Source organism: Pseudomonas sp. St386, assembly GCF_018325865.1.
Lineage (GTDB): Bacteria > Pseudomonadota > Gammaproteobacteria > Pseudomonadales > Pseudomonadaceae > Aquipseudomonas > Aquipseudomonas brassicacearum.
In genome coordinates this window covers 887181-907192 of sequence record NZ_AP021900.1, presented here as the reverse complement: position 1 = coordinate 907192, position 20012 = coordinate 887181, and the positions used below count along the sequence as shown (strand labels likewise).

Annotated in this window: 14 protein-coding genes and 1 pseudogene; 9 read left to right on the top strand and 6 right to left on the bottom strand. The window is 60.5% G+C overall.

The genetic code is table 11. The features are described from left to right. Nucleotides 1–22: 22 nt before the first annotated feature. The 3 genes from KI235_RS03830 to KI235_RS03820 form a co-directional block, all read right to left on the bottom strand. Nucleotides 23–1729, bottom strand: a complete 1707-nt coding sequence (locus tag KI235_RS03830; protein WP_212795498.1) for a ShlB/FhaC/HecB family hemolysin secretion/activation protein — start codon at nt 1727–1729, stop codon at nt 23–25. 175 nt (nt 1730–1904) lie between these two features. Then, entirely contained in the window at nt 1905–2804 is a 900-nt protein-coding gene (locus KI235_RS03825) for a proline iminopeptidase-family hydrolase (protein WP_038858331.1), read from the bottom strand. Between the two features lie 90 nt (nt 2805–2894). Next, complete coding sequence (locus KI235_RS03820) at nt 2895–3656, bottom strand: LuxR family transcriptional regulator (protein ID WP_003197595.1); 762 nt, start codon at nt 3654–3656, stop codon at nt 2895–2897. A gap of 164 nt (nt 3657–3820) precedes the next feature. Here KI235_RS03820 and KI235_RS03815 point away from each other — a divergent pair, with 164 nt between their 5' ends. From KI235_RS03815 to KI235_RS03790, 6 genes and pseudogenes are all read left to right on the top strand, one after another. After that, nucleotides 3821–4708, top strand: a complete 888-nt coding sequence (locus KI235_RS03815; protein WP_003197593.1) for a proline iminopeptidase-family hydrolase — start codon at nt 3821–3823, stop codon at nt 4706–4708. Between the two features lie 3 nt (nt 4709–4711). After that, the gene (locus KI235_RS03810) at nt 4712–5659 is read left to right on the top strand and encodes an ABC transporter permease (RefSeq protein WP_003197591.1); all 948 of its coding nucleotides are present in this window, start codon (nt 4712–4714) and stop codon (nt 5657–5659) included. Beyond that, nucleotides 5656–6513, top strand: coding sequence for an ABC transporter permease (locus KI235_RS03805; protein ID WP_003197590.1), 858 nt, complete (start codon nt 5656–5658; stop codon nt 6511–6513). Before KI235_RS03810 ends, KI235_RS03805 begins: the two co-directional genes overlap by 4 nt. Continuing rightward, on the top strand, nt 6510–7496 hold the full coding sequence (locus tag KI235_RS03800; protein WP_212795497.1) for an ABC transporter ATP-binding protein: 987 nt from the start codon (nt 6510–6512) through the stop codon (nt 7494–7496). The genes KI235_RS03805 and KI235_RS03800 overlap by 4 nt, the downstream gene beginning before the upstream one ends. Beyond that, a pseudogene (locus KI235_RS03795) lies at nt 7493–8371 on the top strand (oligopeptide/dipeptide ABC transporter ATP-binding protein); the annotation flags it as partial. The gene KI235_RS03800 and the pseudogene KI235_RS03795, both read left to right, overlap by 4 nt. 120 nt (nt 8372–8491) lie before the next feature. Continuing rightward, on the top strand, nt 8492–10006 hold the full coding sequence (locus KI235_RS03790) for an ABC transporter substrate-binding protein (RefSeq protein WP_027912120.1): 1515 nt from the start codon (nt 8492–8494) through the stop codon (nt 10004–10006). Nucleotides 10007–10055: 49 nt separating this feature from the next. Here KI235_RS03790 and KI235_RS03785 read toward each other — a convergent pair whose 3' ends face one another. After that, nucleotides 10056–10646, bottom strand: coding sequence for a hypothetical protein (locus KI235_RS03785; RefSeq protein WP_212795496.1), 591 nt, complete (start codon nt 10644–10646; stop codon nt 10056–10058). A gap of 370 nt (nt 10647–11016) precedes the next feature. Here KI235_RS03785 and katG point away from each other — a divergent pair, with 370 nt between their 5' ends. Continuing rightward, complete coding sequence (katG, locus tag KI235_RS03780; RefSeq protein ID WP_212795495.1) at nt 11017–13281, top strand: catalase/peroxidase HPI; 2265 nt, start codon at nt 11017–11019, stop codon at nt 13279–13281. Between the two features lie 152 nt (nt 13282–13433). On the opposite strand, the gene KI235_RS03775 is transcribed toward katG, so the two are convergent. Next, nucleotides 13434–14282, bottom strand: coding sequence for a phosphatase PAP2 family protein (locus KI235_RS03775; RefSeq protein ID WP_003197580.1), 849 nt, complete (start codon nt 14280–14282; stop codon nt 13434–13436). Between the two features lie 24 nt (nt 14283–14306). After that, a complete protein-coding gene (locus KI235_RS03770; RefSeq protein ID WP_027912118.1) occupies nt 14307–14978 on the bottom strand; it encodes a histidine phosphatase family protein in 672 nt (223 codons plus the stop codon). Between the two features lie 322 nt (nt 14979–15300). Here KI235_RS03770 and KI235_RS03765 point away from each other — a divergent pair, with 322 nt between their 5' ends. Both KI235_RS03765 and KI235_RS03760 read left to right on the top strand, forming a co-directional pair. Next, nucleotides 15301–17220 carry a methyl-accepting chemotaxis protein gene (locus KI235_RS03765; protein ID WP_028237583.1) on the top strand — a complete coding sequence of 640 codons (1920 nt, stop codon included), beginning with the start codon at nt 15301–15303 and terminating at the stop codon, nt 17218–17220. A gap of 237 nt (nt 17221–17457) precedes the next feature. Then, a complete protein-coding gene (locus KI235_RS03760) occupies nt 17458–19992 on the top strand; it encodes a Tc toxin subunit A (RefSeq protein ID WP_212795494.1) in 2535 nt (844 codons plus the stop codon). The last annotated feature ends 20 nt before the right edge of the window (nt 19993–20012 follow it).

Genomic DNA, 20012 nt, shown 5'->3' with positions numbered 1-20012 from the left:
TCAGGTCTCGTTGCAGCAGAAATTAGATGGATACATCCACGCGGAAGTAGATCGGCGCTTCGCGCTCGGTCAGGGCATCCGGACGTTCCAGGGAATGGGCGAAGGTGACGCTGGCGCTCAGGTGCTCACCGCGGGCGAACAGCTCCAGCGAGTTGCTCGACATGCGCCCGTGCTGATCGCCGTTGTAGCGATTACCGCTGATCACGCCCTGGTCATAACCGAGGCTGGTGCCGTATTCGGCGAAGACCGGGCGCAGCCATTCCAGGGTCACCGGGCGGCTCCAACGCAAGTCGTTGCGCCAGTAGCCGCCGCTGTCGCCGGACAATGTCTGGTCCTTGTAGCCACGAATCGACGACAGGCCGCCCAGGCTCATGCGCTGGGGGCTGAACAGCACGTCTTCGCTACGCTGGCCGGTCATCAGGCTGCTGAAGCTGAAGGACTCGCCGCCCAGCATGAAGGGCTGCAAATAGCTGAGGGTCGCGGTGTATTTGCGATAGCGCGCATCTGGCACTCCAGGGCCCGGCTCATGATCGCCCTGGGCATCGAGGGCACCGATACCTTGTTGCAGGCCCAGGTCGAGGTTGACGAAGGCATTGCCCACTCGCCGGCCATGGTTGATGCCGAACTGCGCCTCGCTGATGCGATTGCTGCTCTCGGCGAGTTTGCTGTCTTCGATGAAGTTGTTGGTGCGCAGGTACGAAAGGCCGGTGTTGAGCGAGGTCTTGCTCACTGCGTCGCGATGGACCACACGCTCCAGGCGCAGCTGATGGTTCTGGCTGTCGCCGCTCTGCTTGAAATTGAAACCGTTGGCCTGGCCCAGCGCGCGGTACTCGCTCTGGCTGTAGGTGTAGCTCAGGTTCCACCAGCCAAACGGCAGGTTGTAATAGAGCATGCCGTTGCGCGAGGTTTTCTGGTGATCGCTGACGACATCGTGGCCGCCGCGCAAGGCCAATTGGTCAGCCAGACCCAGGGGGCTGTCCCAGTCCAGGGAGGCGCCCCATTGCTGCTCGCCCGTGCTTTTCTGCCCATCGTTATGCCGTGACAGGCCGGCGCGCCAAGGTTTTTGTGGGGTGTTATTGACCCGCACTTCACTGCCGCCGATGTTTTGCCCCGGGGTCAGTTCCATTTGTGCACGGTTGGACGGCAACCGGTTCAGTTGATCGACCATCTGCTCGATCTCCCGCAAGTTGACCAAGTCGCCGGCCTTGCCGGGAAACGCCATCGCCAACTCGCGATCCGACAGCTTGCTGTTCTCGGCACCTCTCAAGCCTTCCAGGCGACCCTCGACCACCAGCACTTGCAGGTGACCGCTGGACAGGTCCTGTTGCGGTAAGTAGGCGCGACTGGTGACCAGGCCTTTGTCGAGATAATGGTCAGTAATGACTTTGAGCAGCTCGTTCAACTGCGGCACGCCCAGGCATTGGCCGATGTAAGGCTTGAGCAGGCGTTCGCGCTCCGCATCGGACAAAGCATCGGCGCCCTTGAGCTCGATGGTCTTGATCGGGAAACAACGGGTATCGACAGGGGCCGTGGGCTGGGCCGGCTTCGCCTCCTTGCCGGGCAGGTCCTTGAGTTCTTCAAGGCGTCGGCGCTGCTCTTCGAGCAGACGGTCCTGGCGTTCACGGATCAGGTCCGTGTCGCCGGGGGTTGGCGCGGCGACAGCAATGTTCATCGCCAGAAAACACAGCGACGCAACAACTAGCCTCGTCCCTAAGGCAAATACGGACATGTTCGATCCCTCGATACAGAAATGACAGCAGGCATGCACAGCAATGCGCGCACACCAGACCCTGCATATCGCTTTCGGTTCAAGAGAGCGGGAATTTTCCACTCAAAAAAGAGACGCGTCTCACAGGACGCGTCGAGAAACACAACAAAAATGACGGCTCAGATTGCGCAGACGCCTACAAACACTCATCCAGGAAACTCACCACCGTTCCCATGCAAGCCATCCGCTCCTCGATATGGGGCATATGGCTGGAGTGTTCGAACAACGCCCAGCGAATGTCGGGAACATGATCCACATAGGGTTTGACCACCAATGGCGTCGCTTCATCGTATCGGCCTGAAATCAGCAGGGTCGGCACCTTGATCCGTGGCAAGCGATCGGTGATGGACCAGTCCTTCATGCTGCCGATCACATGGAATTCGGTGGGGCCGTTCATGGCGTGATAAACCGTAGGATCGGCATCGATCTGGGCAAAGGTACGGGCGACTTCATCGGGCCAGGGCGTGACACGGCAGACATGACGGTCGTAGAAAACCCGAGCGGCCTCAAAATACTCGGTAGACGTCAAGGTTCCAGCCCGCTCGTGCTTGAGCAGTGTTTGCTGCACCTCAATGGGTAGAAGCTGGCGCAAGCGATTGACTTCAAGGAGCCAGGTGGACATGTCCGCCGGGGAGTTGGCGATGATCAACCCGCGCAAGCCCGCGGGCTGGAGCACCGCATGCTCGCTGGCCAACATGCCGCCCCAGGATTGCCCCAACAGTGCGTAATTGTCGCCAATGCCCAGATGATCCAGCAGGTTCTCCAACTCATCGAGAAAGAGCGCCACGTTCCAGAACGAGGGGTCTTTTTCCGGAAGATGGGTGGAACGCCCATTGCCCAGTTGATCGTAATGAATCACCGGATAGCCACTGTTGGCAATATCCTTGAAGGCATCGACATAATCGTGTGTGCAGCCCGGGCCGCCATGCAGGATCAGCAGCGGCGTACGGCCACTGCTGAAATCGCCAGTGATGCGATACCAGGTCTGATACGGACCAAAAGGCGCAAAGCCTTCGTGCGTTACGGGAAGATCCATTTCGTGCCGCTCCCTAGGAATCCTGCGGCACACGATACCGGGGACTAGCCGGCGGAATAACTAGAGAAACAGATAGGTTTTTGCCCGATTTCAGCTATCGAGCAACCGATAATGCACTGCCCTGACCACGGCCTGGACCCGGTTCCTGGCGCCGAGCTTATGCATTGCAGAAGTCAGGTGGAGGGTGATGGTGGCCAAGGAACGATTCAGTTGCCTGGCGATGTCCGCCGCCGTCAAGCCTTCAGCGGCCAATCTCAAGCACTCACGCTCGCGTTTGGTCAGGCGAACCGGGCATGCGCGGGCTTCCTTGCCGAGCAGCGGAAAAGCCGCCTCTTGCAGGGCATGGGAAATCAGGCTGAAGTCGCCCAGCGTTTGCCGGACATCCTGCAGGGTGCTCCCCTTCGTATCGGCGCGCAGCCCGGTCAATGTCGCAAAGCCGCCTTTGGGCAAATGCATCGGCACCGTCACGCCACAGGTCATGCGCGAATCCTGCAGGTAGCTCACGACCGGTGCATGACTCTGGCCGATGAACGGCTGCAGCACCGTGTCGGCCTCCGGTCGATAGGACCAGACAAAAGGAGATATGGCATTGATTGCCAGATGCTGGACGGGGTCGATCTGGTAATAACCTTCTTCACACCAGAGCGAGTGCCAATCACGGGGGGTATTGCGCAACTTCAGCACAGTCGGGGTGATCAGTGCCCCATCATGATCCAGTGGCACCGGACTGTAGTCGTACACCAAGGCTTCAAAGCCTAACGCCTGGACCATCCCCAGGGTGTTATCCATCTGTTCGTCCAGGCTCCTGCCAGACAAAAGACGGGTATTGAAGTCAGACAGCTTGGCCTGCATCCATTCAGCTCCCTTATTAATTTCAATCCTGAAATCGTGCAAGTAGAATGCCACGCCTGAGCGAGGGAATGCCAGATCAAACCTATAAGAATTGCTAGCTTATGGGCGCGTAGCTTCCTCGGTAAGGTTTAGCCAACGGGCGGTACCTGAGCAGGAGAGCAATGATGTGGCGTGAGATCGAGCCAGACCAGCGGTACGACGTGGAAGTCGATGGTCATCGTCTGGTGGCCTATGGCTTTGGCGACGGCGACGAGGTGCTGTTGTGCCTCAATGGCGGCCCGGGATTGCCTTGCGATTATCTGCGTGACAGCCATGGCTGGCTCAAGGAAAAGGGCTTGCGGGTCATCGCTTTCGATCAGTTGGGAACCGGCGCCTCGGCCAGGCCCACTGACGAATCCCTGTGGGACATCACCCGTTATGTGGCGGAGGTAGAGACCGTCCGCCAAGCCCTCGACCTGGGCAAAGTGCACCTGCTGGGGCACTCCTGGGGTGGCTGGCTGGCGATCGAGTACGCCATTCATCATCCCCAAGCGCTGAAAACCCTGATCCTGGAAAATACCGCGGGCGATATCCCTCACCTGTCCCTGGAGCTGGAGCGTCTGCGGGCCGCCCTGGGCAGTGAGACCGTCGCGATGATGCAGCGCCATGAAGCCATGGGCACCCTGGATCATCCGCAATACCAGGCGGCCATCACCCTGCTCAACTATCGCCATGTCTGCCGTCTGGACGAGTGGCCAGCGCCGGTGACACGTTCCCTGGGCGACTGGAACATGGGGCCCTACATGACCATGCAGGGCCCCAACGAATTTCTCTATACCGGCAATCTCAAGGACTGGAATCGCATCGAGCAGATGGCCAGCTTCGAAATGCCTGTGCTGATCACCACCGGTCAACATGATGAACTGACGCCAGCCTGTGCAATGCGCATGAAAATGGCGCTCAAGGATGTACAACTGAATGTGTTCCCCAACAGCAGCCACATGCCGTTCTACGAAGAGCCCCACGCCTATTTCCCAGTCCTGCTGGATTTTCTGCACCGCCACCGGAACTAGCCCATGAACCTGGCGCGCTACCGTTTCATACTGTCGCGCCCGCTACAGCTATTGCCGGTGCTGTTTGGCATCAGCATGATCACCTTTGTGCTCGTGCGCTCCATCCCCGGCGACCCCGCCCGGGCCCTGCTGGGCTCGCGCAGCACGCCGGAGGCGCTGATCAGGATTCGTGCCCAGTACGGTCTCGACCAGCCCTTGTGGATGCAGTACTTCTACTTTCTCAAGAACCTGCTCAAAGGCGATCTCGGCCAATCGCTGCTCTACAAAGTCGATGCCTTGAAGCTGATCAGTACCCGCATTGAGCCTACCCTGTTCCTGGTGCTCGGCAGCGTACTGCTGGCACTGCTGATTGCCGTGCCACTGGCAACGGTGGCGGCGCGCAACAAGGGCGGCTGGCAGGATCACCTGATTCGCCTGTTCACCACGGCAGGGCTCGGCATGCCGGCGTTCTGGCTAGGCATCATGTTGATCCTGCTGCTCAGTGTGCAGTTGGGGCTGTTCCCGGTCTCAGGCTATGGACGTACAGGGTGGGACAAACTGCATCACATGGTCTTGCCGTGCCTGACCATTGCCTTGGCACTCTCCGCCGTTCTGGTGCGCAATCTGCGCGCCAGCATGCTCATGGAGCTACAAGCCGATCATGCCACCGCCGCACGGGCCCGGGGCTTGTCCGAGCGGGCGATATTTCGTCGGCATGTGCTGCCCAACTCCCTGGTACCGGCGGTCAACCTGCTGGCGGTGAACATCGGCTGGTTGATCAGCGGCACGGTGGTCATCGAAAGTCTGTTTGCCATTCCCGGCATCGGCCAATTGCTGGTGCGCGGCATCTTTACCCGCGACTACATGGTGGTCCAAGGCGTGGCCATGGTGCTGGCCCTCGCCACCGTCACGGTCAATTTCCTCGCCGATGTGCTGACTGTGATGATCGATCCGCGGGTGAACATGCGATGAGCGGCCAGGCCCTCAGTCCCACCTGGCGTCTTGCGCTGCGTTTGGGCTTGCGCAACCGGCGACTGGCCACCGTGCTGGGCCTGGCGATTCTGTTTGGCTGGCTGTTGCTCGCACTCTTCGCACCCTGGGTCGCGCCCTTCGATCCGATTGCCCAGAACACCGATATCCGCCTGCTGGGGCCGAGCCTGGCCCATCCGTTCGGCACGGACAACTTCGGCCGCGACGTTCTTTCCCGAGTGATCTGGGGCGCGCGCATCGACTTGCAGATTTCCGTGATCGGGGTGGTTTTCCCGTTCTTGATCGGCACTTGCGTCGGCGCCTTGGCCGGCTATATCGGTGGCCGGTTCGACACGATCTGCATGCGCCTGATCGATATTATTCTGGCCTTCCCCTTCCTGGTGCTGATGTTGGCAATCATGGCCATCCTCGGCCCCGGCCTGGGCAGCTTTTATATTGCGATGGCTTTGGTGGGTTGGGTGTCCTATGCACGGCTGATCCGTTCGCAGATTCTGGTACTCAAGGAAAGCGATTTCGCCTTGGCGGCGAAAAGCCTGGGCTTCGGTCATGGACGCATTCTGTTTCGGCACCTGTTGCCCAATGCCATGTTCGGTTCGATCGTGTTTTCCATGTCCGACGCGGTGCTGGTACTGCTCAATGGGGCGGCGGTCAGCTACCTCGGCCTGGGGGTCCAGCCACCCACCGCCGAGTGGGGCACGATGGTCGCCGAGGGCCAGAGTTTTATCACCAACGCCTGGTGGATCTGCACCTTCCCGGGACTGGCGATCGTCACCCTGGCCATGGGCTTCAGTCTGCTGGCCGACGGTGTCGCCGAGCACCTCGGAGAGCGCCCATGAGCACACCGGTGTTGCACGTCGAGGACCTCAGCGTGATCGCCGGCCACGGTGAGGGCGAAGTCACGCTGGTGGATCGTGTGTCATTTGACTTGGCCGAAGGCGAAATCCTCGGTCTGGTGGGTGAAAGCGGCTCAGGCAAGACGATGGCCTGCCGGGCCTTGATGCGCTTGCTGCCCTCTGCAAACCTCCGCGTCCAGGGCAAGGCCGTGCGCCTTGCCGGCGAGGACCTGCTGTCGCTGGATGAAGCCGACATGCGGGGCATACGGGGTCGGCGGCTGGGGATGATTTTTCAGAATCCCGGCAGTCATCTTGACCCGTTGATGCGTATCGGCGAACAGATCGGCGAGGGCATACGCCTGCATCAGGGGGCGTCCAAGCGTGAAGCACGGGCGATGGCCATTGATGTGTTACGCCAGGTGGGCATTCCCGATCCGCTAAGGCGGGTCGACAGTTATCCCCATGAGTTTTCCGGTGGCATGCGACAACGCGCCATGATCGCCGTGGCGTTGGGTTGCAACCCCCAGGTGCTGATCGCCGATGAGCCGACCACCGCCCTGGATGTCACGGTACAGGCACAGATCCTGCGCCTGCTCCTGGATTTGCGCGACCAGCGTGGGCTGTCAATCATCATGATCACCCACGACCTGGGGATCGTCGCCCAGACCTGTGATTCCATCGCGGTGATGTACGCCGGTAGGCTCTGCGAGCACGGCACCAAGCTTGATCTGCTGGCTCACCCACGACATCCCTATACGGCGGCCCTGATCGACTGCCAACCGGCGACCAGCGCCGGCCATGCCATGCTCAAGACCATCGCCGGCCAGCCTCCTCTGCTGGATGCGCTGCCCACCGGTTGTCGCTTCAATCCACGCTGTCTTCAGCAGGGCAGCCAGTGCACGCGGCTGTTGCCACAGATGCAAGACATGGCCGAGGCACACCGAGTCGCCTGCCATTACCCGCTGCCGGTGGGAGCTTCGTCATGACCCTGTTGCACGTGAAAGATCTGCAGGTGCGCTTCGCCGCCCCTGGCAGCGGTCCGTTCGGGATCAACCGGCAATGGGTGAAAGCCGTCAACGGTGTGTCGCTGAGTCTGGCCACCGGGGAGGTGCTTGGGTTGGTGGGTGAGTCGGGCAGCGGCAAGAGCACCCTGGGTCGGGCCATCTTGCGCCTCACTGAGGTCAGCGCCGGACAAATCCTGTTCGATGGCGTGGATATGGCTCAAGGCAAGCGGATCGACATCGAGCGACTGCGCCACGAAACCGCGATGATTTTCCAGGATCCTTATACCGCCCTCAATCCGCGAATGAGCATCGGCGACACCCTGGCTGAAGTGTTGCGAGTGCGCTGTGCGATTCCTGCACCGCTGATTCGCCAGCGGGTCGATGAACTGCTGAACCTGGTCGGCCTGCGACCGGAGCTGGCCCACCGCAAGCCAGGTTCATTGAGTGGCGGTCAATGCCAACGTGTGGGGATCGCTCGGGCACTGGCCATCGAGCCACGGTTGATCATCGCCGATGAATGCGTGGCCGCGCTGGACGTTTCCATCCAGGGACAGATCATCAACCTGCTGCTGGAACTGCGACAGCGCATGAACCTGGCGATTCTGTTCATTGCTCACGACCTGGCGATCGTTCGGCGGTTATGTGATCGGGTCGCCGTGATGTACCTCGGCGAGATCGTCGAGCAAGGCCCCACGGAGGCCGTGTTCAGCAGCCCTCGGCATCCTTATACCGTCGCGCTGATCCAGTCCATTCCACACATCGACCCGACTCGACCGTTGCTGAGCGAACCCCTGCCTGGCGAGCCACCCAGCCCCCTGAACCTTCCATCCGGCTGCGCTTTTCACCCGCGCTGCCGGTATGCACAACCCATCTGCGCGAAAACGCCGCCCCCAGCCATGACATCAATGGACATCGTTATAGCTGTGTGCTCGGAGAGCCATTGCTCTAAAAAACATTCATCAATAGGGAGTTTGACCATGCGATCGAAACATTTGAAGTTACTGACCGCCGCAACGTTGACCGTTTGCACACTGGCGGCCGGTGTCGCCCAGGCAGCAGGCGTGCTGACCATCGGTTGCCGTGAAGAAAGTACGACGTTCGACCCGATCAAAAGCGCGCAGAACCGTGATAACTGGGTGTTCTCCAATGTCTACGACGTGTTGGTGCGCGTCGACAACACCGGCACCAAGCTGGTACCGGGGCTGGCCGAAAGCTGGCAGGTTTCCGACGATGGCCTGACCTATACCTTCAAACTTCGCTCGGCCAAGTTCTCCGACGGCTCACCGATTACCGCCAGCGATGCAGCGTTCAGTCTGTTGCGCATTCGCGACAACAAAGGGTCGCTGTGGAGCGACTCCTACAAGATTATCGACAAGGCCCAGGCACCCGACCCGCAGACACTGGTGGTGACACTCACGAGCCCTTCAGTGCCCTTCCTCGCGCAGCTGGCGTTGCCCAACGTCTCCATCCTGTCGCAAAAGGCCATGGAAAAAATGGGGGAGGAAGCCTATGCCCAGGACCCCGTCGCCTCTGGCGCCTTTATCGTCAAGGAGTGGCTACGCGGCGATCGCGTGGTGCTGGAGAAGAACCCCAACTTCTGGCAGGCCGACAAGGTGAGCCTGGATGGCGTGGAATGGATCTCCATCCCCGATGACAATACGCGGATGTTGAAGGTACAGGCCGGTGAACTGGATTCGGCGATCTTCGTGCCCTTCTCGCGCGTCGAAACCCTGAAGAAAGATCCCAACCTGGTCGTACACATGGATCCCTCCACCCGTGAGGATCATCTGCTGATCAACCATGCGCACGGACTGCTGGGCAAGCCTGAAGTACGCCAGGCCCTGGACCTTGCGATCAACAAAAAATCCCTGGTCGATACCGTGACATTCGGCCATGGCCAGGTGGCTTATTCCTACATTCCTAAAGGCGCGCTTTATCACAATGCCGATAATCTGCAGCGCCCGTACGATCCGGAAAAAGCCAAGAAAATGCTGGCGGATGCAGGCGCCTCAGGCCTGAAGCTCAACTATGTAGTCAATGCGGGCAATGAAGCCGACGAGCAGATCGCCGTGCTGGTCCAGCAACAGCTCGCAGCGGTCGGCGTGACAGCCACCTTGCAGAAAGTCGACCCAACCCAGAGTTGGCAAATGCTGATCGACGGCGATTACGATCTGTCCGTGATGTACTGGACCAACGACATCCTCGACCCGGACCAGAAGACCACATTTGTGCTGGGACATGACACCAACATGAATTACATGACCCGCTACAAGAACGACAAGGTCAAGGATCTGGTCGCGGCCGCGCGGGTAGAAGTGGACCCGACCAAGCGCAAGCAGATGTATACCGACCTTCAAGTGATCGCCAAGCAGGACGTCAACTGGATCGATCTCTACTACAGCCCGTACATCAATATTTCGCGCAAGAACATCGAGCACTTCCAACAAAACCCACTGGGGCGCTTCTCTCTTGAGGAAACAGTGAAGCGCTAGCAATTAGTGGCTTTCATCCGAGTCGGATAGGGCCAGTGGCACGCCTTGATCACGAATCGAGGCTTGCCACTCGATGGCCAAGCAACATCGGCCGCTCCCCGGTCATCTCGCACAACAGCGCTGTGACGGCGCTCCCCTCAACCGTGCCGTGCTCTTGCAGAAAGCCCGCCACGGCGCTGACAGCCGGCCAGTAACGGTGCACCAGGCAACTGCAGCGGGAGATGGCCTGGGATTGGGCGTCGAGCAATTTGCGCGGTGGCAGCAGGCTGATCAATTCGTGCCCCCGGTCCAGGTCTCCGCGGCCGCTGCCCCTGATCAACCGGTCGGACCGACGGTGCCGGTAGACTGCTTCGGCCACTGGCCCCGCGAAGCAATGGAGCAGGTCACGCTCAATGGCATCGACCATCGAGGGCAGGAATTCAGCGATCCCCGGGGCGTCGAATGCCGGGCACGGGACAAGGTAGTCCGCTTCCACCCACCCTTCTGCGTATTGAGGGTTGCCGCGCAGGTCGAACAGAGGACCCGTGCAGGCTTCAGCCTTGGTACGCACGGTGATGCGTTTTATCGGTTGGCCGTTCCACCAGAAAGCCAGGGCATGACCGGCTTCGTGGAAGGCCGTGCTGCGCGGGCATTTGTTCATTATTGGGTCCGTCACGGCAGGCGCCATTCATATCATCTGCCTCGCCGCTTGGCTTCGATAAAAGATTATCCCTATCGACCGTTAATACTGCGCCTATTAGCTATCTGGCAAAGGAGGACTAGCCTGAATTCAGGCTGGTGCAATCCGGCCCGTGAAACCTGACAAAGAGATACGAAGCGTTCAGAACCGTACTGGGCTTGCCGTGGGCCACCGAATGGGTAACCAGACATCTCCCGCGTTGCCGTGTGGCCGCACACGATCAGTTGAGCGAACTGTGAGCCCTGCGCCCTGTGTCATCTATTTCGCCTGTCGCTATTCGAAGCCCGGCCGGGCTGGATAGCTGGATGAATACGACCAAAGGTAGCTTCTCATGGCAAACGAATCGAAATGCCCGTTCAATCACGCCGCTGGCGGTGGTACGACAAACCGCGACTGGTGGCCGAACCAGCTGAATCTGAAGATCCTGCACCAGCACTCCTCGCTGTCCGACCCCATGGGCGAGGATTTCAACTATGCCCAAGCGTTCAAGCGCCTGGACTTCCAGGCCCTGAAACAAGACCTGAATGCACTGATGACCGACTCGCAAGACTGGTGGCCGGCAGACTTCGGCCACTATGGACCGCTGTTTGTCCGCATGGCCTGGCACAGTGCAGGCACCTACCGCACCGGTGATGGGCGCGGTGGCGCGGGTTCCGGCCAGCAGCGGTTTGCACCGCTCAACAGCTGGCCAGACAACGTCAGCCTCGACAAGGCACGTCGGCTGCTGTGGCCGATCAAGCAGAAGTATGGTCGCAATATCTCCTGGGCCGACCTGATCGTCCTTACCGGCAACGTCGCGCTGGAATCCATGGGCTTCAAGACCTTCGGTTTTTCCGGTGGCCGCGCCGATGTCTGGGAGCCGGATGAGGACGTCTACTGGGGTTCGGAAAACAAATGGCTGGGGGGCGATGTTCGCTACGGCAAGCCCGACAAAGCGGCCATGCAAGACCCCGGCGAAGGCCAATTGGTGGCCGAGCCTGGCAACGAAGAAAGCCGCACTGACGATGGACGCAACCTGGAGAACCCGCTGGCCGCCGTGCAGATGGGGCTGATCTACGTCAACCCGGAAGGCCCCGAGGGTCAGCCGGACCCGGTCGCCGCCGGGGTGGACATCCGCGAAACCTTCGCCCGCATGGCCATGAACGACGAAGAAACCGTGGCATTGATTGCCGGTGGCCACGCCTTCGGCAAGACCCACGGCGCAGGCCCTGCAGACAATGTCGGCGCCGAGCCCGAAGCCGCTGGCCTGGAGCTGCAAGGCCTGGGCTGGAAGAGCACCTTCGGCACCGGCAAGGGGCCCGACACCATCACCAGTGGCCTGGAAGTCACCTGGACCACCACCCCCACTCGTTGGAGCAATAACTACCTGGAGAACCTGTTCGGCTTCGAGTGGGAACTGACCAAGAGCCCGGCAGGCGCGCACCAATGGACGCCGAAAAACGGGGCAGGCGCGGGCATCATCCCCGATGCCCATGACCCGTCCAAACGGCGTAACCCAACGATGCTGACCACCGACCTGGCGCTGCGCTTCGACCCGATCTACGAAAAAATCTCCCGGCGCTTCCTGGAAAACCCGGACCAGTTGTCCGACGCCTTTGCCCGCGCCTGGTTCAAGCTGATCCACCGCGACATGGGCCCGCTCTCACGCTACCTCGGCCCGGAACTGCCCAACGAAGAACTGCTGTGGCAAGACCCTATCCCGGCGGTCGACCATCCGCTGGTCAACGACAGTGACATCGCCGCCCTCAAAGGCAAGCTACTGGCCTCGGGCCTCACGGTTTCACAGCTTGTGTCTACAGCATGGGCCGCGGCTTCCACCTTCCGTGGTTCCGACAAACGCGGCGGCGCCAACGGTGGCCGCCTGCGCCTGGCCCCGCAGAAAGATTGGCCGGCCAACCAGCCAGAGCAACTGGCCCAAGTGCTGGCGACCCTCGACAAGGTTCGGGGCGAGTTCAACGCCGCCCAATCCGACGGCAAGAAAATCTCCCTGGCAGACCTGATCGTGCTGGCCGGCAGCGCCGGTATTGAACAAGCCGCGAAAAATGCCGGGCTCAGCGTGACGGTACCGTTCTCGCCGGGACGCATGGACGCGAGCCAGGAGCAGACGGACGTCGAGTCGTTCGGTTTCCTCGAACCTATCGCCGATGGCTTTCGCAACTACCTCAAGGGCCGGTACCGCGTGTCCGCCGAGGCGTTGCTGATCGACAAGGCCCAACTGCTGACCCTCAGCGCCCCGCAAATGACGGCATTGATCGGCGGTCTGCGGGTACTGGACACCAACGCTGGCCACACTGCGCACGGTGTCTTTACCCAACGGCCCGGGACGTTGACCAACGACTTTTTCGTCAATCTGCTCGACATGGGCGTGGAATGGAAACCCCTTTCCGACACCCAGGAAACCTTCGAGGCCCGCGACCGCAAGACCGGCGAGGACAAATGGACCGGCACCCGTGTCGACCTGGTCTTCGGCTCCAACGCCCAGCTACGGGCCTTGGCCGAAGTCTATGCCAGCCCGGATGCGCAGGAGCAATTCGTCAAGGACTTCATCGCGGCGTGGGTCAAGGTGATGAATCTGGATCGGTTTGATCTGCGGTGAGAAGAGTCCGCAGGCATGAGGTCGTGCAGGGAGGCGACCTCATAAACTTTTCTTCACCCCACGCCCCCGCGTGATTGGGTACAGTCGCCTCGCTCATTCAAGAAACTAAGGTTTTAGCCCGCTCTCCCAGCGGGCTTTTTTTTGCCCTGCATTCAGGCTGACGAATGTGCACTGCCCGACGCAGGCAAGGCAGCCGTTGCCGTCGCTCGCTGTGGTTTCAACACTGGCTGCTCCAAGGCCGCCCGCCCATAAAACAGCAACGCCATCAGCAAGCAACTCAACCAGACAAAAATCCCCGCCCAGAACGTGTGTGACATGTAATGCCAGCCCTGCAGGACCCGCGTTGTGCCGTAGACAAACCCCAAGACCAGCGCCCCGTGCATCAAGGCTTTCGAATGACGCCAGCGGTAGCGGCGGGCGACGAAATACAGCGCCAGCATCGTAAAGCCGCCGGACGCATGACCGCCGGGCCAGCAGCGACCATCACCGGCGACTTTCAGCAGGTCGAAATTCTGGAACCATTCCTTGTGCTCGATCTTGCCGGCGTATTGGGTGGTTTCCACCGGGCAGTACACACTGGTGTGGCCCTTGAGGTAATGGATCACCCCGGTGCTGAGGGAAAAGGCGACGACCACGTAGAGGAAGTCGCGACGGTGTTTGTGGGCAAAACGCAACGGTGTGGCCAACCGGGTTTTCTCCAACAAGCGAAGTAATCCCGGGCGCTTTTGCGGCTGGAAGACCGTCCAGACAAACGACAGCAGCGCCCCGATGATCGCCGCCTCGCCGGTCCAGTTCGGGATGATCCTGGCCCATTTATGGGTGATTTTCTCGAACAGCCGCACGTGCTCCAACGGAAAGACCTGGTGCACTGGGTCATAGAATAAATTGCTGAAGGCGATGTCGATGCGGGTCAAGTCGAACAGCAAGAACACCACCGCGGCGCAGACCAGGGGAATTCCAAGATTGAGCCCGTAGAAACGGGCGCGAGCAGACGTCAGCATGGGCGGTCCTAATCGTGGGAAAAATTACTGAAACGCCACCGAGCGCCAGTCAGAGGCTTCGATAAAACCGAGCAACTGCGGGGCTTGTGGCTGGGCAGTGGAGACGAACAGCGAAGCGCCGTAGCCAAACGTCGAGGTAGGCCGCTGGAGCGTGGTTTCCAATGCCTGCATGCATTCGCTGTGGGTGACCAGGATCAGATTGCGCCCGGCGACCTTGTGGGCCAGGGCATTGCGCAGAAGGTCGTGGCGGCAATTGCTCAGCCAGTCATCACCAGCACTCACCTTGTTGAACATGTAGCCCGCCGTCTGGACTGCACGCACCAGAGGGCTGTTGTAGAGGTCGGCGTTGCCCAGGCCCAGTTGCTCGAACCGCGCGCCCAACTCCACCGCAACGGCCCGGGCCCGGTCAGTGATGCCTTCGCGATCATTCAGGCACGCGGCCTTGGAGTGATCGCAGCGCTCGACGTGACGCACCAGCACGATCATCTCGCCCTTGGCCCAGCCAGCGGCCAAGGCCCGGGCGCCGGCGACGTTGCCGTGGGCCAGGTCCGGTATCGCCGCCGGGCTGAGCAGCCAGAGGGTCAACGGGATGACCAGCAGCGCCGAAGCCAGCACGACCACAGCGTTTCGGTAACGGGCAAAGCGGCGCGTATTGATCGAGCGCCTCAGGCCGAAAAGGCTCAGTCTCAGTTCCACATCAAGCCGCCCCAACGGCATCCACCCAGTCATTCGTTGGCGCGACAGTAGAGAGGCCGACGTAGGCAGTCGGTGAAACAGATGTGAAAAAAAGCTTAGCGTGGGAGCAAAGCTTGCTCGCGAAACAGACACCTCGATTCTGTGGCAGACCGCATCGCCTTCATCGCGGGCAAGCCTTGCTCCCACAGATAGCCGGAAAAAAACTTACAGATCTTGAACCCACCGCCGATATAGCCCTGCTACATGCTCTTGCTGGCTCTTAACAACAACAATCTTCCAGCGTACCGACGATCAAGCAGCACAACGTTCCTGGAGGAATTTGATGAACAGCTGGTTTGGCAACATTAGCGTCAACATGAAACTGGGCCTGGGCTTCGGCCTGGTGCTGGTACTGACCTGCCTGCTGGCCCTGACCAGTTGGACCAGCCTGGGCGGGCTGATCGACCGCAGCAACTGGATGAGCGACATCACCCAGCTCAACGCCGGCCTGACCAAGCTTCGAGTCACGCGCCTGCAATACATGCTGACCAACGGTGACGAGACCGCCGCCCAAAACGTGCAGACCACCCTCGATGGTTTCGTGGCACAACAGAACGCCCTGCTCAGCAGCTTCAAGAGCCCGGAAAACGTCAAGTTGCTCAAGGAGCAGAGCGCAGTCATCAGCGCCTACCAGGTGTCCCTGAACAAAATGCGCAGCGCCTACCGCACGGGCAACACCGCCCGCGATGCCATGGGCGCTAACGCCGAGATCGCCTATAAGCTGATCGAGACCCTGGATTCGGACGTGCGGAAAATGGGTATCGGCGACGAGCGTTTCGCCCAGTTCCAGGCCATCACCCAGGCCAAGCAGGAGTTCATGCTGGCCCGCTATGAAGTGCGCGGCTACACCGCCAACAGCAACGCCGACACCGAACGCAAGGCCGTCACCCAGCTGGACGCCGCCATCGCCTCGCTCAAGCCGCTGAACGAGCATTTCTCCAGTGCCCGCCAGGATGAACTGCGCCAACTGGAAAACGCCCTGGCCCAATACCGCAGCGCCGTGCAGGCCTTCAAGCTGGCCACCGCCAACGCGGTACAGGCACGCAAGGAAATGACCGACCAGGGCGCGTCAATCGTGACGCTGAGCGAACAGCTGTACCAGATCCAACTCGACCGCCGCGACGCCGAAAGTGCCCAGGCGCGCACCCTGCAACTGGTCAGCACCCTGTTGGCGCTGCTGGTTGGCGTCATTGCAGCCGTGATCATCACTCGCCAGATCACCGGCCCGCTGCGCGACACCCTGGCCGTGGTCGAGCGCATTGCCGGTGGCGACCTGTCGCACACGGTCATCGTCACTCGCCGCGATGAACTGGGCGTGCTGCAACAAGGCATCGCGCGCATGGGCGTGACCCTGCGCGACTTGATCAGCGGCATCCGCGATGGCGTGACCCAGATCGCCAGCGCCGCCGAAGAACTGTCCGCCGTGACCGAGCAGACCAGCGCCGGGGTCAACAGCCAGAAAGTCGAGACCGATCAGGTCGCGACCGCCATGCACGAAATGACCGCCACGGTGCAGGAAGTGGCCCGCAACGCCGAAGAGGCCTCCCAGGCCGCGGCCGCCGCCGACGGCGAAGCCCGTGCCGGTGACAAGGTGGTCAGCGAAGCCATCGCCCAGATCGAACGCCTGGCCAGCGAGGTGGTGCGTTCCACCGACGCCATGACCGTGCTGCAACAGGAAAGCGACAAGATCGGCAGCGTCATGGACGTGATCAAGGCCGTGGCCGAGCAGACCAACCTGCTGGCGCTCAACGCGGCCATCGAAGCGGCACGCGCCGGTGAAGCCGGACGTGGTTTTGCCGTGGTGGCCGACGAAGTCCGTGGCCTGGCCCAGCGCACGCAGAAATCCACCGAAGAAATCGAAGGCTTGGTGGCCGGGCTGCAGAACGGCACGCAACAAGTAGCGGCCGTGATGAACAACAGCCGCAGCCTCACCGACAGCAGCGTGGCCCTGACCCGCAAGGCCGGCGTGTCACTGGAAAACATCACCCGCACGGTGTCGAACATCCAGTCGATGAACCAGCAGATCGCTGCGGCCGCCGAGCAGCAAAGCGCCGTGGCCGAGGAGATCAGCCGCAGCATCATCAACGTGCGCGACGTGTCCGAACAGACCGCCGCCGCCAGCGAAGAAACCGCCGCTTCCAGCGTGGAACTGGCACGGTTGGGTAATCAGTTGCAGATGCTGGTCAGCCACTTCCGCGTCTAACGTCCGCCGACTGTGGGAGCGAGCTTGCTCGCGATGGCGGTGGGTCAGTCAACTTAATGCTGGCTGATCCGACGCCTTCGCGAGCAAGCCCGCTCCCACAGGACTTGCATCCGCGCAGCCCACGAATCGCTCTTTCGTACAAATCTCCCGCCCCCGGTCCTACCGCCTTTCTCTGCACGCTCCTGTACGGTTTTCGCTTGAACAAGCACATTCCGTCCGCACAGGAGATGACCACACATGGACGTAAGCAACGACTCGCTGTTGCACAAGCTCGTTGCCTCCCCAGACGGAGAGGACGCTGCAAAAACCGATTTCAAGACCGCCCTGCAGCGAATGGGACTGACGTCGGTATTCGACATCCTGCGCCTGGGCAAGACGCAGTTCGCCCAGGCGCTCGCCAAGCACTGCGATGCAGATGCCGGGCAGGCCTACGACAATGCGTCGAGCCACGCCCGGCAGATCAGCCGCTTGTACCTGGAGCATCAACTCTGCTCCAGCGACACCAAGCTCCGTGTGCGACGCAGCCTGGACTCAGACCCGACATCCGGGCCGATCAGCTATCAAGCACTGTTCCAGGAAAACTGGGATCGGTTTTGCAAGGACGGTGACATCGCCGCGATCGACTCGCCCGTGGCCTACCTGCGTGCGCTGTACCTGTTTGCCAGGCAGTTGGAAAACAGCTCCACCCACGCCCGCAAGATCCCCCTGGAGAAACGTCGACCGGACCTCAACACGCTGATGCTCGACCCACACAGTGCCTTGGTTGCACGCCCGATGCTCAACATCGTCAACGACACGTTGCGCAGCCATATCGAGGCCAGTCTCGATGACGGCACAACCGTCCATCAGGCCTTGGCCGACGCACACTATCCCTTTTCACTGCCCTATGATCTTCACCACCACCAATGCCTGCTTGGCTTGGGCGCAGGTAAACCCGCCCTGGGTGAAGTCAATTATCGGATCAGCCTGAAATTGCCGTTTTGCCAGCAAGGCTCAACGTATGGACACGTTTTGCAATCGCCTGTCGAAGCGCAAAAACTGCTTTCAGGGCTCAGTCCGGCGCAACAGGCACTCTTGCTCGCACCGCTCGCTTCGGGCTCCGATTTCGAGGCCTTGAAAAAAGCCTATGGCACTGAAGATGTGAAGCGCCTGGGTGATTTCACATTCTTCAAGGAGTGCACCGGGCTGACGACGGAACAGGTTGAGCAGCTATTGGCGCATGGCCGATACAGCCCTTGCATCTCGCCCCATAACCCGCCCCCGACGCGTAACTTCCAGGGCGACGCTTACATCAACGGCCCCGACACCGCCCCCGCGTTGGTGCTTGAAACCAGAACGAACCAGCGAGGGTTTGGCAACAAGTCCTACGAACGTTTCGACCGCATGCAGCGCATGGTCCGACTGCAACGATGGACCGGTATTGCCTTTGCCGAACTGGATACGCTGATCGTCAATAGCCTGTATTCGGAAGGCAACACCGCAATGACACTCGGCGCCAACACCTTGCGCGCGCTTGGGGTCTATCAGTACATGAAGCGGCGCCATGGCATCACCCCTGAGGAGTTTGCCTCGCTGTTGTACGAAATGCCGACCTGCGCTTGCGCAGAACGTGTTCCGTTGTTCGACCAAGTATTCAATCGCACCCGTTTACTCGACAGCCCGGCATGGGAGAAACAAGCGACGGACCTCGATCCCGCGGATCTTGAAACCCTCAGCTATCTCGGCGCGGGCCTGGGACTCGCCCTCACGGAAGACGCGTTGTTGTTGCTGGTGAAACAGACCGGGAAGTACCTGGCGCTAAAAAAGGATTTGCCTACAGTCTCCTCGCTCTACCGCCAGGCCCGTATCGCCCGGATGTTTGGCCTGTCGCCGCTGGCGTGCACGGAACTGGCCCGGTTACTGGGAGGGGATACGTTCTGTCGGGCGCTGGTGACCGGAGCGCTGACCACCACCGGCCCTGACATTCTCGACGTACTGATGGCGATGGATTGGGCCCTGGACTGGCTCAAGCAAAACGATCTCGATGTGTTGCAGTGGTGTCGCCTGTTCGAGAGTGCCAGGCATGACTTGCCGTTGGATCAGAACCTGGAAAAGCGATTGGCCGCACTTCGGGAGCACACACAATCCACCAACGACCCTCAACGCCTGGTAGAAACACTGCTGCACGACAAGGCCGACGTGTCCGCCGAATATCTTCCCAGCGTGATGAAAATGGCCGGCACGAATGCCACGGAAATAGTCCAGGCCATCATGACCACTGTCGGCAAAACACCGCCATTGCTGGCGCACGTGCTTCGCACCGCTGACGCCTGCCAGAAATTGCATCTGAGCAGCAGCACGCTACAGGTGTTAATGCATCATCCCACGTGGTTAGCCTCGAACAGTTCAGGAACGCTTACACCTCAAACGCTGTATTTGCTCGAACGGTTCAATCATTGCGCGCGCCATCAGGCGCAGTCAGAAGAAAACCTGTTGCATTACTTGCAACTCGCCAACCAAGACCTACCGCAACATTCAGCAGAGACAGTCAACGGCCTGCTGGCCCACCTGCTGGGCTGGAGCACCGAGCAAGTGAGTTGCCTGACCGCGCTGCTGACGCCCAAACGCGCCACCACCATGCAAGCCGTGGATTGGGTCATGCGTTGCCAGGCGTGTTGCTTGAGCACAGGCCTGTCGGCAAACCATCTGCTCAAGGCCGCCGCACTCAATAGCGACAGCCTGACACAGGACTGGAAAATCGTCGGTGAAGGGCTGATCGCTGCGTGCCATTGAGGCGTACATTTTTTATTCAA

What these genes read in the sequence shown, in the direction of transcription:
- KI235_RS03805 (WP_003197590.1), top strand. Translation starts at nt 5,656, where the DNA reads ATGAGCGGCCAGGCCCTCAGTCCCACCTGGCGTCTTGCGCTGCGTTTG.
- katG (WP_212795495.1), top strand. Translation starts at nt 11,017, where the DNA reads ATGGCAAACGAATCGAAATGCCCGTTCAATCACGCCGCTGGCGGTGGT.
- KI235_RS03810 (WP_003197591.1), top strand. Translation starts at nt 4,712, where the DNA reads ATGAACCTGGCGCGCTACCGTTTCATACTGTCGCGCCCGCTACAGCTA.
- KI235_RS03825 (WP_038858331.1), bottom strand. Translation starts at nt 2,804, where the DNA reads ATGGATCTTCCCGTAACGCACGAAGGCTTTGCGCCTTTTGGTCCGTAT.
- KI235_RS03765 (WP_028237583.1), top strand. Translation starts at nt 15,301, where the DNA reads ATGAACAGCTGGTTTGGCAACATTAGCGTCAACATGAAACTGGGCCTG.
- KI235_RS03830 (WP_212795498.1), bottom strand. Translation starts at nt 1,729, where the DNA reads ATGTCCGTATTTGCCTTAGGGACGAGGCTAGTTGTTGCGTCGCTGTGT.
- KI235_RS03790 (WP_027912120.1), top strand. Translation starts at nt 8,492, where the DNA reads ATGCGATCGAAACATTTGAAGTTACTGACCGCCGCAACGTTGACCGTT.
- KI235_RS03820 (WP_003197595.1), bottom strand. Translation starts at nt 3,656, where the DNA reads ATGCAGGCCAAGCTGTCTGACTTCAATACCCGTCTTTTGTCTGGCAGG.
- KI235_RS03800 (WP_212795497.1), top strand. Translation starts at nt 6,510, where the DNA reads ATGAGCACACCGGTGTTGCACGTCGAGGACCTCAGCGTGATCGCCGGC.
- KI235_RS03815 (WP_003197593.1), top strand. Translation starts at nt 3,821, where the DNA reads ATGTGGCGTGAGATCGAGCCAGACCAGCGGTACGACGTGGAAGTCGAT.
- KI235_RS03785 (WP_212795496.1), bottom strand. Translation starts at nt 10,646, where the DNA reads ATGAACAAATGCCCGCGCAGCACGGCCTTCCACGAAGCCGGTCATGCC.
- KI235_RS03760 (WP_212795494.1), top strand. Translation starts at nt 17,458, where the DNA reads ATGGACGTAAGCAACGACTCGCTGTTGCACAAGCTCGTTGCCTCCCCA.
- KI235_RS03775 (WP_003197580.1), bottom strand. Translation starts at nt 14,282, where the DNA reads ATGCTGACGTCTGCTCGCGCCCGTTTCTACGGGCTCAATCTTGGAATT.